The 13,182-nt window shown below is 39.2% G+C and carries 15 protein-coding genes; 8 read left to right on the plus strand and 7 right to left on the minus strand.

The genetic code is table 11. The features are described 5' to 3' along the window. Positions 1-5: 5 nt before the first annotated feature. The gene (locus tag ACHUE3_RS08915) at positions 6-494 is read right to left on the minus strand and encodes a hypothetical protein (RefSeq protein WP_099294556.1); all 489 of its coding nucleotides are present in this window, start codon (positions 492-494) and stop codon (positions 6-8) included. A gap of 108 nt (positions 495-602) precedes the next feature. On the opposite strand from ACHUE3_RS08915, the gene ACHUE3_RS08920 reads away from it, so the two are divergent. Continuing rightward, entirely contained in the window at positions 603-1,139 is a 537-nt protein-coding gene (locus ACHUE3_RS08920) for a thioesterase family protein (RefSeq protein WP_394192139.1), read from the plus strand. Positions 1,140-1,185: 46 nt separating this feature from the next. Here ACHUE3_RS08920 and ACHUE3_RS08925 read toward each other — a convergent pair whose 3' ends face one another. Beyond that, positions 1,186-1,839, minus strand: coding sequence for an OmpW/AlkL family protein (locus ACHUE3_RS08925; RefSeq protein WP_394192140.1), 654 nt, complete (start codon positions 1,837-1,839; stop codon positions 1,186-1,188). Positions 1,840-2,073: 234 nt separating this feature from the next. On the opposite strand from ACHUE3_RS08925, the gene ACHUE3_RS08930 reads away from it, so the two are divergent. Both ACHUE3_RS08930 and dapE read left to right on the plus strand, forming a co-directional pair. Beyond that, positions 2,074-3,492: an MATE family efflux transporter gene (locus tag ACHUE3_RS08930; RefSeq protein ID WP_394192141.1), complete on the plus strand. Its 1,419-nt coding sequence runs from the start codon at positions 2,074-2,076 to the stop codon at positions 3,490-3,492. Positions 3,493-3,548: 56 nt separating this feature from the next. Next, positions 3,549-4,742: a succinyl-diaminopimelate desuccinylase gene (gene dapE, locus ACHUE3_RS08935; protein WP_394192142.1), complete on the plus strand. Its 1,194-nt coding sequence runs from the start codon at positions 3,549-3,551 to the stop codon at positions 4,740-4,742. 70 nt (positions 4,743-4,812) lie between these two features. Here the strand turns inward: dapE and olsF are convergent, their stop codons facing one another. Further along, the gene (gene olsF / locus ACHUE3_RS08940; RefSeq protein ID WP_394192143.1) at positions 4,813-6,525 is read right to left on the minus strand and encodes a bifunctional ornithine lipid synthase OlsF; all 1,713 of its coding nucleotides are present in this window, start codon (positions 6,523-6,525) and stop codon (positions 4,813-4,815) included. Between the two features lie 160 nt (positions 6,526-6,685). On the opposite strand from olsF, the gene ACHUE3_RS08945 reads away from it, so the two are divergent. Both ACHUE3_RS08945 and ACHUE3_RS08950 read left to right on the plus strand, forming a co-directional pair. Then, positions 6,686-7,606 carry a 2-hydroxyacid dehydrogenase gene (locus tag ACHUE3_RS08945; RefSeq protein ID WP_394192144.1) on the plus strand — a complete coding sequence of 307 codons (921 nt, stop codon included), beginning with the start codon at positions 6,686-6,688 and terminating at the stop codon, positions 7,604-7,606. Positions 7,607-7,704: 98 nt separating this feature from the next. After that, complete coding sequence (locus tag ACHUE3_RS08950; protein ID WP_394192145.1) at positions 7,705-7,839, plus strand: hypothetical protein; 135 nt, start codon at positions 7,705-7,707, stop codon at positions 7,837-7,839. Positions 7,840-7,854: 15 nt separating this feature from the next. Here the strand turns inward: ACHUE3_RS08950 and smrA are convergent, their stop codons facing one another. The 3 genes from smrA to ACHUE3_RS08965 form a co-directional block, all read right to left on the minus strand. After that, positions 7,855-8,433, minus strand: a complete 579-nt coding sequence (gene smrA / locus ACHUE3_RS08955; RefSeq protein WP_394192146.1) for a DNA endonuclease SmrA — start codon at positions 8,431-8,433, stop codon at positions 7,855-7,857. Between the two features lie 127 nt (positions 8,434-8,560). After that, a complete protein-coding gene (locus tag ACHUE3_RS08960; protein ID WP_394192245.1) occupies positions 8,561-8,806 on the minus strand; it encodes a hypothetical protein in 246 nt (81 codons plus the stop codon). Between the two features lie 99 nt (positions 8,807-8,905). Then, entirely contained in the window at positions 8,906-9,352 is a 447-nt protein-coding gene (locus ACHUE3_RS08965; RefSeq protein WP_394192147.1) for a hypothetical protein, read from the minus strand. A 109-nt stretch (positions 9,353-9,461) separates the two neighbouring features. Here ACHUE3_RS08965 and ACHUE3_RS08970 point away from each other — a divergent pair, with 109 nt between their 5' ends. Further along, positions 9,462-9,845, plus strand: coding sequence for a response regulator (locus tag ACHUE3_RS08970; protein ID WP_394192148.1), 384 nt, complete (start codon positions 9,462-9,464; stop codon positions 9,843-9,845). Positions 9,846-10,083: 238 nt separating this feature from the next. Here the strand turns inward: ACHUE3_RS08970 and rpsT are convergent, their stop codons facing one another. After that, complete coding sequence (gene rpsT / locus ACHUE3_RS08975) at positions 10,084-10,344, minus strand: 30S ribosomal protein S20 (RefSeq protein ID WP_016708897.1); 261 nt, start codon at positions 10,342-10,344, stop codon at positions 10,084-10,086. 254 nt (positions 10,345-10,598) lie between these two features. Here rpsT and murJ point away from each other — a divergent pair, with 254 nt between their 5' ends. Together murJ and ribF are read left to right on the plus strand one after the other, a co-directional pair. Beyond that, positions 10,599-12,179: a murein biosynthesis integral membrane protein MurJ gene (gene murJ, locus ACHUE3_RS08980; protein WP_394192149.1), complete on the plus strand. Its 1,581-nt coding sequence runs from the start codon at positions 10,599-10,601 to the stop codon at positions 12,177-12,179. A 73-nt stretch (positions 12,180-12,252) separates the two neighbouring features. Beyond that, on the plus strand, positions 12,253-13,179 hold the full coding sequence (ribF, locus tag ACHUE3_RS08985) for a bifunctional riboflavin kinase/FAD synthetase (RefSeq protein WP_394192150.1): 927 nt from the start codon (positions 12,253-12,255) through the stop codon (positions 13,177-13,179). The last annotated feature ends 3 nt before the right edge of the window (positions 13,180-13,182 follow it).

Consider the following 13,182-nt stretch of genomic DNA (forward strand, 5'->3'; position numbering starts at 1 on the left):
GGGCGCTATTGTTTAGTGCCCATATCTTTTGTTACACCATCAATTGCAATTCTATCAATGCCATCATTGTTAAACTTAACGGTTATGCTGATATTATTACGCGCAAAAAAGTAATCTTTATTATCAAGGCTAATTACATAATCACCTTTAACCGGGTCCTTAAATTTACTCTTTTTAAGTTGTAGTGAATGCTCACCAATTTGCCAATTAAATGTTTCGATGAAGCCATTGTTAAATTCTTGAACCCAAATTTGCTCTTCGTCTTTAGATAGGGTTATAGCGATAGAGTACGACTCAGGTAACTGCATCGCATAGCTTTTACTACCAATCTTAAATTTACCCTCGGCTTCATTCCAACCAAAGCCAAATGAAAATGGCTTTTCTACACCCGTTGGGTAGCGAACTTGACCTTCACCAAGGTAATCAAAGTCAGCCCAAACAGAACTGCTAAACATTACACAAGCTATCGCGGTCGTGAAAGTTAATTTAGTCATTTTTATGTATACTCTTTCTCATCATATAGTTGAGATTAGAGTAGATTATTCTCCAATGCAACTTACTGTGTTACACTCGAGCTATTCTTGACTGGTAAGACCTTTATCGTGAACCTCTATTTTCGCCTTTTATTGCTGTTTTTTAAGATTAAACGTAACCGACACTACCAATCGTTATTGGATACTGTTGATATCGGGTATAAAGCGCTCCCTACCGACTGTGATATAAACTTACACCTCACTAATTCTCGCTACTTAGCTATGATGGACTTAGCGCGTACGTGGATGACAGAGCGAGTCGGTTTATTAGGACCTATATTGAAAAAGCGCTGGTTTCCAATAGTTAATGCAACAGCGATTACTTATATACGTGATATCAAACCAATGCAGCGTTATACCATCAGCACGCGTTTGGTTGGTTGGGATCATAAGTATTTTTATATTGAACAGAAGTTTCACTCTAAAAGTGGGCTACACGCAATTGCTTATGTTCGTGGTGTGTTTAAACGTAAAAAAGGGGTTGTGAGTGTTGAGGAAATGCTCGAAGTGGCTGGCTTTAATGGTGTTGCTCCCATTTTACCTGCTGAGGTAATGCATTGGAAAGAAATGCTAGAGCAAAAGAAAGTAACAAACTTACCTTCTTAATTGCATAAAAAAAGGCCTTGCGGCCTTTTTTTGTTAGTGCGTAATCTTAGAAGCTGTACTTTACACCTAGCATAGCTACCACAGGGTCAATCTTAACTGTTGAGGTAAGTGCCTCTGCGCCATTTGCATACACAGTTGCATCAGTCTCAATATCCATTACGGATACCATCGCGTGTAGGCCCCAATTTTTATCAAACATGTAATTAAAGCCAGCTTGTGCTGCTAAACCAAATGAGTTATCCAGTTTAACTTCAACATCATCTGTGCCTAATACTGATTTTAGTGCAGCTGATGGCTCTTCATCAAAAAATACAGTGTAGTTAACACCAAGACCTACAAATGGGCGAAATGCTGACTGGCTGTCTAAAAAATGATATTGAGCAAATAATGAAGGTGGTAAATGCTTTATAGTTGCAATATTATTGCCTGCTAAACCGCCTGCACCATTTACGTCATGAGAGAAAGGTGTTGCAGCCACTAACTCTAAAACCCAGTTATCATTTAATGCGTAATCAACAGTAATACCTAACTGGGTATCTGAGTCTGCTTTTAAGCCTAATGCTGTGTTTTCATTAATCGCTGAGTTGGTATTGTCAGGGTTTACATTAATAGCACCGACATTAACACTCAGGTTTGCACTTGCAAAAGGAGAAGCGATTAATAGTGATGTAAATAATGCTGCGCTAAGTTGTTTTTTCATGCTGTTCTCCGAGAACGACTATTTTTGAATTGCGACCATTATCAATCAACTTAAAAATAAAAAACTGTTCTAGATCAAGGTTTATTGAGCACATTTACAAGGTTATGAGTTTGTTTGATTTAGATTAAGTTTTGGTCCACTTATGATAGAAATATATTGACGCCGATGGATTTCGTTCTGTTCACCTGTAAGTCATGGTTTTGCGTTATAATAAGCGCCTAAATAAGGCATGCTATGAACCAGAACACTTCAGTTTTTCTCAATGGGTCTATCGCCAAAGCGCTTACAAAGCTCGCGATACCGATTATTCTTATCAATATCTTGCAGTCAGCTTATCAATTGACAGATGCGTTTTGGGTTGGCCGATTAGGCGCCGCTCAAGTGGCTGCTGTATCAGTGAGTATGCCAGTTACATTTTTAGTTATTGCGATAGGTTCTGGACTGGCAATGGCTGGTGCTATTTTATCTGCTCAATATATGGGAGCGGGGCAACAAGAAAAAGTAAATCATGTTGCTGGTCAAACTATGCTAATGGTGACAATCACCGCCAGTGTATTGGGTCTGATTGGGTACACTTTATCGCCATATTTTTTAACGTTGTTAGGAGTCGACGAAATTGTTTACAACGATGCGTTGAAGTTTATGCATGTATCCTTTATTGGTGTAGTTTTTGTTTTTATTTATGCCATGTTCCAAGCATTAATGCGGGGGATTGGCCAAACGAAGGTGCCTTTAATCATTGTTAGTTGTACAGTTTTACTAAACTTTGTGCTTGACCCTTTATTTATTTTTGGTTTTGGTGATTTTAAGGGATATGGCGTAATGGGAGCTGCGTTAGCAACGCTCGTTACGCAAAGCCTTGCTGCATTGACTGGTGTTATTATATTTATGCGTGGTCGCCATGGTATTCAATTAAGCTTATCAAGCTTTATGCCTGATTTAGCCTATATAAAACAGGCGTTCATTATAGGTGCGCCAGGCTCGGTTGAGCTATCAACGCGGGCATTTGGTTTGATTATAATGTCATTTTTGGTAGCAAGCTTTGATACTCAAACCATCGCGGCGTATGGCGTGGGTTCGAATGTGCTACAAATGATAATGATCCCAGCCATGGGATTGTCGATGGCTGTATCGACCTTGGTTGGACAAAATATGGGCGCTGGTAATATCAAACGTGCAGCCCAAATAACAAAGCTCGCCGTAGTGTGGGGGTTAATCGGGTTAACGGTTATCGGCGTGCTTGCTTATATCTTTGCTGCGACGCTGGTGGCATTTTTTATCCCTGATGATCCCGATGTGATAAACAAAGGTGCGCATTTTATAAGAGTAATGAGCTTAACATGGGGTGGGATAGGCGTGCAGTTATGTGTAGTAGCGGCATTTAGAGCATCGGGTAATATGTTAAACGCGATGTTACTGGCTTTATTCTCTCAATGTGTGGTGCAGTTTCCTGTTGCCTATATCTTGTCAAAACACACACCATTAGGTGATCACGGTATTTGGTATTCGTTTGCTGTGACCAATATTGCTGTGGCTGTATTATCTTATGTGTGGTTTTGTAATGGGCGTTGGCAACGAACACGCTTAACCAAAGAAGATAAAAATATTGCTAAAGTTACGCAAGAAGCATTTATAGAAGAGGGGAGTCATTAAGCGGTCATAAAGTCGCGTTGTAATAAACGTCTATTGATTAAATAGGTGTGACTTAGATGACGTTAGCTATTCAAACTCCCTTACAGACTAAAGCGAACGCAGCCCAAACGGTTGTTGATTACTTACAGACCCTGATTAAATTTAATTCTGTGACTCCATATCAAGCGGGTGCAATTGATTGGCTTGAAGGCCAACTAGCTCCACTCGGCTTTGAGTGCGAGCAGACTACCTTTAATAATGTAACTAATTTAATTGCTAAAATACGTTTTGATGATGGGCCTATTTATGCTTTTTCGGGGCATATTGACGTTGTTCCAGCCTCACCTGAGCATTGGCGTACAGACCCTTTCTCAGGTGCTATTTTAGATGATGCTGTGTATGGGCGCGGTGCTGCTGACATGAAAGGAGGCGTTGCAGCTATGCTGCGTGCGACTGAGTATTTAGTTACTAATAAAGAAGCTAAAAAAGGCACCTTTTACTGGCTAATTACCTCTGATGAAGAGGGAGAGGCTGAATATGGCTCTTTATTAATTGCAGAGAGTTTAGCTCAGCAGAGTGTTTGCTTAGATGGGTGTATTGTGGGTGAACCAACAAGCCACTTAAAGGTCGGTGATACAATAAAAAATGGCCGAAGAGGCGCGCTATCTGCTCGTTTACATATTGCAGGAAAAGCAGGCCATGTTGCCTACCCTGAAAACACAATTAATGCAGCCCACTTAAGTGCAGACGTCATCAAGCGCCTTACTAGCATTGATTGGCTATGCGACGAGCCGGGTTCAAATACGAGCCTGCAAATCACCGGGATCAACATCGACAATGTGGTTGATAATATGGTGCCAGCTCAGTGTGAGATAACGTTTAATGTGCGATACAGCCATGGTTATAAAAGTGCAGATATTAAAAATGAAATTCAATTTGCGCTTGGTGATTTAGCACAAAGTCTGAGCATAGAATGGGAGCGTCCTTGTGAATCATTTTATACCAGTCACCAGTCTAAAAATTGTTTATTAGCGCATGTAGAGCAGGCTGTATTGAGTGTGACAGGAAGTTACCCTTTATTAAGCACCAGTGGTGGCACATCTGATGGGCGCTTTTTTGCTAATAATCATACGCAGGTAATTGAATGTGGGGTACGTAACAATACAATTCACCAAGTGAATGAACATGTGCCAATTGACGACTTAGTAAAAATAGAACAAATATATACGCAATTACTAACTAACATATTCAATGAAAATGCTCGCTGTTAGAGCGAGCATTTTTCTCTTTTGTGTATAGAGATATACCTAAAACACCTCCAGAGGGTTTGGGTATAGGGTCTCACTTTTTACCTAAGTAGCGTTTTGCTTTACTTGCTTTGACTTTTTTAAGATCCACTAATACCAGCCCGTCAATACAGTTATTGAACTCTGGGTCTACGCTAAAACTTAAAAACTGCACGCCACCAGGCTCACACAATTCTGTGTATTGCTTAAACAAGGTAGGAACTTGTGCCCCCATGTTGGCAAGAATATGTTTAAGCTCAACAAAGTCCTCTTTGATATCATCACCGCAAAAAATGCTTTGGCATTGTTTAAGCTGCTGCTCTGTGGCTTTAAACTCATTGTTTGGTGTGGCAATTATGTCTTTTGTACCATAATAATGCTGATAGTAATGGACCAGCATGGCTTTTGCTTGATCAGGTAGTGCATTAGATACACTCACTGCGCCATAAAGGTAGCGATACTGGGGGTAGTTTTGTATAAATGCCCCGATACCGTACCATAAATAATCTAAGCTTTTGCGTCCCCAATATTTAGGTTGCACGAAACTACGACCAAGCTCAATGCCTGCTGCAAAATAAGGGGTCATCTCATCACTATAAGAAAATAAGCTATCCGTGTATAACCCTTTTCGTCCCTGTTTATCAATAACTTCCTGTGCACAAGCTAGACGGTATGCTCCTACTAACTCGAGTTGGTTTGGATCCCATAAGACGAGATGCTGATAGTCCATGTCATATTTATCGATATCACGGCGCTTTCCACTGCCTTCACCCACAGTACGAAACGATATTTCGCGCAAGCGACCTAGCTCTCTAAAAATGGCAGAGCTTCCTTGATATTGATACAGATATATTTGCATGCCATCGTTCGTTGTACCTAGTAACTGACATGCTTCAATGGCTTTTTTTAGCTCTTTCCTACACTCAGATGACGCAATAGGGGTTTGGGTTTTCAGGGGAAGTGTTTTTTTACTGACTAATCTGTACAGCTGCTTTCTGATAAGATTAACTACTTCTTTATCTTTCAAGTTTTCAATTAAATACGATTCAGGAGGAATTGATGCGCCTATTTCAAACTCAAGAGATTTTTGTCGTTGTTTAAACATTTCCTTCACTAACAATAAGCTAGCCAATGGCTTGTAAATCATGGATGTGCCATAAAATAATGGACTATTTTTTGCTTTGATAAAAATAGGTAAAATGGCACAGTTCGCTTTTTTAGCTATGCGAAGGAAACCGCTATTCCATTTGCAATCTTTGATACCTGTAGGGCTTAAGCGAGATACTTCCCCCGCGGGGAAAATTAAAATAGCGCCCTCATCTTTGAGGTGTTTATGAATATTGCCCAGCTCTTTCTTTTTACTCGTACCAGAGAGGTTGTCTACAGGTAATAATAAAGAATGCATAGGCGTTACTGACATCAACATCCTATTAGCGACTACTTTAAGGTCTTTGCGAACACTAAATAGCACTTTGATTAACGCTAAAGCATCTAATGAGCCGATTGGGTGATTGGCAACAATCACTAACTTGCCCTCACTGGGAATATTTTCAATTTGCTTAGGTTTATAGCGAGTATCAAAATCAAGTTCGTCTAGGACTTGCTCTACAAACTCAATCCCTTGTAAATGTGGGTAAGCATCGCCAAACGCAACAAACTCTTGTTCATGGAGTAAATATCCCAACCCTTTTTTTACCAATCCCTTTACTTTAGGTGAGTGTTCTAGTTGCGGAAGGTTTGCTGCGATTACTTTATCAACACTGATCATAAATACCTCTTCGTCTTAGTCGATCAATATATGTTCAGAGTAGAAGCTGGCGATGACAATTAAGTTGCAGTTGTATGACTTTTTAAAGTGATTCATCCCTTCACAGTCACTTGTGTATATAATGGCACTATAAAATAGATTAGCGGAGGAGCTAGATACTATGCATTTACTTTTGGCTATTAGTAACAGAGATTGCACTAAATTAATTAGTGCGCTAAAGGAAAGCTTACCTGGCGTTGTTATTTCTCAGTGGCCTGAATGCGATCATCCAGAAGAGGTTGAGTTCGTTGTAGCTTGGCAGGCGCCGGCTAACATGTGGTCAAAGTTACCTAATTTAAAAGTCGTGTCTTCTTTTGGTGCCGGAGTAGATAGTATTGATCTAGACTTGCTGGCAAAAGATGTTGTGGTAACACGTATTGTTGATCAGTATCTAGCCAATGACATGGCTGAATATGTATTAACGCATGTGTTGGCACAGAAGTTGAGATTACGAGAATATTTTAATAAACAACAGAATAACCTATGGCAACCAAAACGTGCGTATACGCATAATCACGTTCTATTTCTAGGTTTTGGTGAATTAGGCCAACACTGTGCAAAAAGGTTATTACTCAACGACTTTACTGTGAGTGCTTTTTCGCAAAGCTTAAAAGACGTTGCGGGGGTAAATTGCGTAAATACTCAAGAGCAGCTCGAAGCGTTATTACCGTCAGCTGATTTTGTTGTGTGTTTATTACCTTTGACGGTGAAAACAAAGGGAATTATTAATAAAGCATTGTTGTCTCAACTGCCCAAGCATGCGGTGCTTATTAATGTTGCACGCGGTCAACATATTGTCGATGACGATTTAATAGCCGCATTAAATAATCAAGTTATTCGCGCTGCGACACTGGATGTATTTTCTTCTGAGCCATTGCCAAGTGAGCACCCGTATTGGTCTCACCCTGCGATAACAATAACGCCGCATTGCGCTGCTTTATCCAGTATTGATAGTGTAGCTGAGCAAATTGCAGAAAATGCAAAGTGTCTTCAGAATGGATTGGAACTAAAGTATAAGGTTGATAGAACAAAAGGTTATTAAAATTTGAGCAATTCATGTTGTGTACATCTTGTTAACATGTGTGATTTTGGTTATTGTAGACGTGTTGCGTAAAAATAATAATAAAAACAAGGTGTACTATGAAACAGCATCAAGGTGGCGTAAAAATTAGTCTTATTGTAGTCTCGGTTATACTTATGGGCGTATCTGCTTGGTTTAATCAAGCAAATGCGGCTGAATCACCCAGTGCAGTGGTTATCCAACAAAATAAATAAACGGGTTAAAGAGCGTCATCGTTTAGCGTGACGCTCTCTGTTTTCATGCTTCTTTTCTTCACTCTTCTTGAGTAACACATACGTTGCACCGATACCCCCGTGCTGCTTTAATGCTGTGTGAAATGCCAAAACACAATCTAGCTCTTGCAACCACTTGTTGGTGTAGCTTTTTAGTATCCCTGGTGTTTTTTTATTTTTTATACCAATACCATGGCGTATCAACACAACTCGAATGTTTCTTATTTGACAGTCAGTAATAAAGTCAAATAATGATTGTCTAGCAGATTTCAAAGGCTGGCCGTGTAAGTCAAGCGTGGCGTCTACTTGGTACTTTGCTAAGCGTAGGTTTTTAAATACGCCATCTTGCACACCTGCGTTTTTAAAACTTAATAATGTATCTGGGGGTAAAAGCTCTACAAGTTCACTGCGAAGATAGTTTTCATCAATCAATAAATCTGCTTCAGCTGCTTTTCGTTTTTCTTGCTGTGATAAAGAAGGGGTGGATTTTGAATGCGTTAATTTAACCGTATCATGATTTAACGGTGTTACATCTTCCATGGATGATAAAAATAAATCAAAATCGGATACTGACATAAGTCACCTTAAATTAGCTTAATACGTAACGGATTTTATCCTAGTTCACCATCTTAGTCATTTCGCAGATAAAAAAATACCCCATTGAGCTCACTCAACGGGGTATAAAATTATCTTGGGAGAGATATTAATTCGTGGTCACATTCAATTGTCCAAAAGTATATACTTTGAACAGATAAAAAGTGTTGATCAACACAAGGCTCATATTTGAAATAACACTCGAAGACATTAAGTCTAAACTAAACGATAAAAACAGTAATACGCAGGCACTTATAGCCGCAATACGCAGTAATGTTAGTTGATTGATAAATAATGCCCCTAATCCAAGGGCTAGCAGTATAAAATTTAAAAGCCAATCTAGCTCGTTTAACATGGTCGTTTCAGTGTACTTGTGGTTAAAAAGGAGCGCCATTATGGTGATCTTTTACACACCTTTCAACCAAGTAATTTTATAATTTTAAGATTAGTTTTTCTAATCCAAAATTAACTTTTTCATTGCGGCAAAAAAACCGCTTTTTTCAGTGATTCGGTATTTTTGGCATGTAGCTGGTTGCTTTAGATCTTGGCAAAGATAAATCGTATTGCGCTCTAGATCAGCTCTAGGCTGTAAGCTAGAATCAAATAGGTTTGCACCATAGCCCAATAGGCCTGGCCAATATACGCTTTGCGTAACCAATCCTAATTTCTGATAAGTTATCAGTTGTGGTTTTGGTGTAATTAAAAAGCCTAATACTATAACGATTATACTTATAATTAGTTTACGGCTTTTTGGTTTGTTTTCATCCGTACTCAGGTCATTAGCTGTATTCGCTGTATTTTGGCTTGTTACAGGGTTAGATCTTTTAGTTGATGTCTTTTGTGTTTTATTTCGTTGCGGGGTTTTACCCAGCAGAGATTGTTTTTTTATTTTATTTGACATAAAGCAAATCTGGCCTTTTAAGCAGGTGTCTCTATAATGAGATCAGTGTATTAAAAAATTTCTTAAGTATAATAACTTAAACCTAGCTGATAGCCTATGGGGATCAAGTATGAATGCGCAGCTTTCAATTTTAATAGTCGATGATGTAGGTACAGTTCGTAGCTTTCTGCATCAAACACTGATGCATTTAGGGATAGAGAAGGTAAGAGAGGCGTCTACAGCAGCCCAGTGTATTAGTGCTTGCCAGGAGGCTGATTACAATATTATCTTTTTAGACATTGAGTTGCCCGATGGTGACGGGAAAGAGATTATTGCGAAGATAAACGAAATTAACCCGGCTTCTAATGTTGTGATGGTTTCGGCGCACTCAACGGTTGAAAACGTCAAAGACGCTATTGATAAGGGAGCAAAGGGGTTTGTAGTCAAACCTTTTACACCAAAGAAAATAGCAGCCATGCTGAAAAAGTTTTATCCAGAATTAGAGATAGCTTAATAATACCAATCCGCAGTAATACTTAATCATTTGCGGGGCTAAACGTGTCACTTCCTGTGTTAAAAAATTCTCATTTAGAACAACTAAATAGCGAATTTTTTGCCTTGCTATCAACACGTTTTTTTTACCCTCAAAATAGATCACTTAATTAAGCGAATTGGTATAAGTAGGGTTGTTAACGAATTTTAGATACAAAAAAACCGGCCAAGGCCGGTTTTTTATATTCTACAAAAACAAATTATAGTGCTTTGATCTTAGCAGCTAAACGGCTCTTATGACGAGCAGCTTTGTTTTTGTGAATTAGACCTTTAGTTGCGTAACGGTCTAAAATTGGTGTAGCAACTGCGAAAGCTTGCTGTGCAGCTTCCTTGTCGCCCGCTTCAATAGCAACAACTACTTTTTTGAAGTATGTACGCATCATTGAACGACGGCTTGCGTTATGCTGACGGTTTTTTTCGCTAGTGATAGCGCGTTTTTTTGCAGACTTGATGTTAGCCAAGGTTTGCTCCTAACAATCTTAAAATAAGCTTAATTTAAAGGCCGTGGAATATGCCTTTTTTAATCATGATTGTCAATAAAAAATTGACAAAACAAGAAAAACTGCTCCTTTGTAACGAACATCAATTTGCCGCTCTAGCAGTTAATACGCCTATTGTAACAAAGCCCATGCACTGAGCCTAGTGCTTTAGAGCGATTTATAAAAAAGACTGTGGCATAATTAACTTTCCCATTGGTTTTAAAGCAGGTTTTAGTGTGGCAAAAGGATTATTTCGTTCAGGCATGATTGTTAGTGCAATGACCATGATATCTCGTGTTTTAGGCCTTGTACGCGATGCGGTAGTGGCAAATTTACTGGGCGCCAATGCTGCGGCAGATGTATTTTTATTTGCTAATCGAATACCTAACTTTTTACGCCGCTTGTTTGCTGAAGGTGCCTTTGCTCAAGCGTTTGTGCCTGTATTGTCTGAAATTAAAGAGCAGCAAGGTGACGATAAAGTCAGGCTTTTTGTTGCTCAAGCTGCAGGCACACTAGGAACTATTTTATTAATTGTCACAGTGTTTGGTGTTGTCGCTTCACCTGTGATTGCAGGGCTGTTTGGTACAGGTTGGTTTATTGATTGGTATCAAGGTAACCCCGACGGTGAAAAATTTATTCTTGCCAGTGAATTGTTAAAATGGACCTTCCCTTACTTATTTTTTGTAAGTTTAGTGGCATTAAGTGGCGCAGTAATGAATGTTTACAACCGTTTTGCCGTGGCTGCTTTTACTCCCGTGTTACTTAATATCTCTATCATTAGTTGTGCGATTTTATTGCATGATAAATTTAGCGTAGGTGCTTATTCACTTGCTATTGGTGTTTTTGTTGGTGGTGTTGTGCAACTATTGTTTCAATTGCCATTTTTGTATCGAGCAAGAATGCTTAGTAAGCCTCGCTGGGCTTGGCAAGATGATAACGTTAAAAAAGTCCGAAAATTGATGATTCCAGCATTGTTTGGTGTTTCTATCAGTCAAATTAATTTATTACTCGATACCATGATTGCCTCATTATTGATGACAGGCTCTATTGCATGGTTGTATTACTCTGACAGATTGATTGAATTTCCACTGGGGCTATTTGGCATTGGTATAGCGACGGTCATCTTACCTGCGTTATCTAAGTTACATAGCACTAAAAAAAGTAGTGATTTTCAGCACACATTGGACTGGGGTGTGCGATTTGTGATTTTTTTAGGCCTACCTGCAATGGTTGGCTTAATGCTCATCAGCCCTTTAATTATTTCAGTGCTGTTCGATCATGGTGCTTTTAAAAATGGTGAGATTGACCATGTCCACGCGGTAAGTTTAGGGGTTACAGCTTATTCGGTTGGCTTAGTGAGTTTTATGCTGATTAAAGTGTTAGCGCCGGGTTTTTATGCTCGCCAAGATACCAAAACCCCCGTACGCATTGGTATTATTACGCTGGTACTTAATATGGTTTTTAATATAATGCTTGCCCCGTTTATTGGTTATTTGGGCTTAGCTTTGGCCACTTCAATGTCCGCCAGTTGCAATGCTTACTTGCTGTATAGACAATTAAAGAAAGAAAAAGTATATAGCTTTTCAAGTTTTAGTGGTCGGTTTGCCCTCAAGTGTATTATTTCTAGTGCGGTTATGGGGTTGAGTGTTTGGTATATTTCAAACCAGTTTTTATGGCGTGAGTGGCACTTTAGTGAACAAGTTGTTTTACTGTGTAGTCTATTAGTGCTAGCAGGGATTGCATACTTCTTGTCGATGTTTTTGCTAGGCGTAAGACTAAATACGATAAAAAACGTAGCAACTACTGAATCAAATTAAAAAAAAGATTATAATCGGCCATTCTACGGCTGAAATAAATTTTCGGGCGGGTTAGCAAAGGCAATTAGGTGGTATGGAGTTAATTAGAGGTATTCACAACATTCGTACGCAGCACAACGGCTGTGTATTGACCATTGGTAATTTTGATGGTGTTCATTTAGGCCATGCCGAAGTTTTAAAAGGCTTGCTGAAAGACGCTAAAAAGCATAATTTGCCAAGCACAGTGATGTTATTCGAACCCCAGCCGCAAGAATTTTTTGCAAAAAATAACGCACCTGCTCGACTTACACGTTTACGTGATAAACTGAAGCTGCTAGATAATCTTGGTATTGAACGCGTTATTTGTATTAGTTTTAATCAACAATTTGCGAATATGCAAGCAGAGCAGTTTGTTAGTGAGATTTTGATTAATAAGTTAGGCGTAAAAGCATTAACTGTGGGTGATGACTTTCGATTTGGTAAACAGCGCAGAGGTAACTTTAAGTTACTTACCCAAATGGGTGAAGCTGCACAAATGGACGTGAAAAGCACTGCGAGTTTTCGTCAATTAAATGCTAGAGTAAGCAGCACATTAATACGTGAAGCATTGGCTAACGGTGAACTTGGGCAGGCAAAATCGATGCTTGGCCATAACTACGCTATTTCAGGGCGAGTTATTCATGGTTGGAAACGTGGCCGAGAGCTTGGCTTTAGAACAGCCAACATTGCTTTAAAACGCCAAGTGTGCCCAGTAAATGGGGTGTTTGCAGTGCAAATAACACTTGGGGAAAGAACACTGTATGGGGTTGCAAACATTGGTAACAAGCCCACATTTAATGGAACACGCGCATTATTAGAAGTACATTTATTTAATTTTGCGCAAGATATATACGGACAGTTTATGCATGTGGAGTTAATAAAAAAACTTCGCGATGAGCAAAAATTCGAGACATTAACACAATTGACGGCACAAATAGCAACTGACGTTGCTGCCGCTAAACAGTGTTTTGGTTTAAATTAGGTA

Source organism: Pseudoalteromonas atlantica (assembly GCF_043641955.1).
Classification (GTDB): Bacteria; Pseudomonadota; Gammaproteobacteria; order Enterobacterales; family Alteromonadaceae; genus Pseudoalteromonas; species Pseudoalteromonas atlantica_A.

Bases quoted from the DNA above. Each gene is read 5' to 3' on its own strand.
- ACHUE3_RS08915 (WP_099294556.1), bottom strand. From the start codon at position 494: ATGACTAAATTAACTTTCACGACCGCGATAGCTTGTGTAATGTTTAGC.
- ACHUE3_RS08925 (WP_394192140.1), bottom strand. From the start codon at position 1,839: ATGAAAAAACAACTTAGCGCAGCATTATTTACATCACTATTAATCGCT.
- ACHUE3_RS08930 (WP_394192141.1), top strand. From the start codon at position 2,074: ATGAACCAGAACACTTCAGTTTTTCTCAATGGGTCTATCGCCAAAGCG.
- dapE (WP_394192142.1), top strand. From the start codon at position 3,549: ATGACGTTAGCTATTCAAACTCCCTTACAGACTAAAGCGAACGCAGCC.
- olsF (WP_394192143.1), bottom strand. From the start codon at position 6,525: ATGATCAGTGTTGATAAAGTAATCGCAGCAAACCTTCCGCAACTAGAA.
- ACHUE3_RS08945 (WP_394192144.1), top strand. From the start codon at position 6,686: ATGCATTTACTTTTGGCTATTAGTAACAGAGATTGCACTAAATTAATT.
- ACHUE3_RS08950 (WP_394192145.1), top strand. From the start codon at position 7,705: ATGAAACAGCATCAAGGTGGCGTAAAAATTAGTCTTATTGTAGTCTCG.
- smrA (WP_394192146.1), bottom strand. From the start codon at position 8,433: ATGTCAGTATCCGATTTTGATTTATTTTTATCATCCATGGAAGATGTA.
- ACHUE3_RS08960 (WP_394192245.1), bottom strand. From the start codon at position 8,806: ATGTTAAACGAGCTAGATTGGCTTTTAAATTTTATACTGCTAGCCCTT.
- ACHUE3_RS08965 (WP_394192147.1), bottom strand. From the start codon at position 9,352: ATGTCAAATAAAATAAAAAAACAATCTCTGCTGGGTAAAACCCCGCAA.
- ACHUE3_RS08970 (WP_394192148.1), top strand. From the start codon at position 9,462: ATGAATGCGCAGCTTTCAATTTTAATAGTCGATGATGTAGGTACAGTT.
- ribF (WP_394192150.1), top strand. From the start codon at position 12,253: ATGGAGTTAATTAGAGGTATTCACAACATTCGTACGCAGCACAACGGC.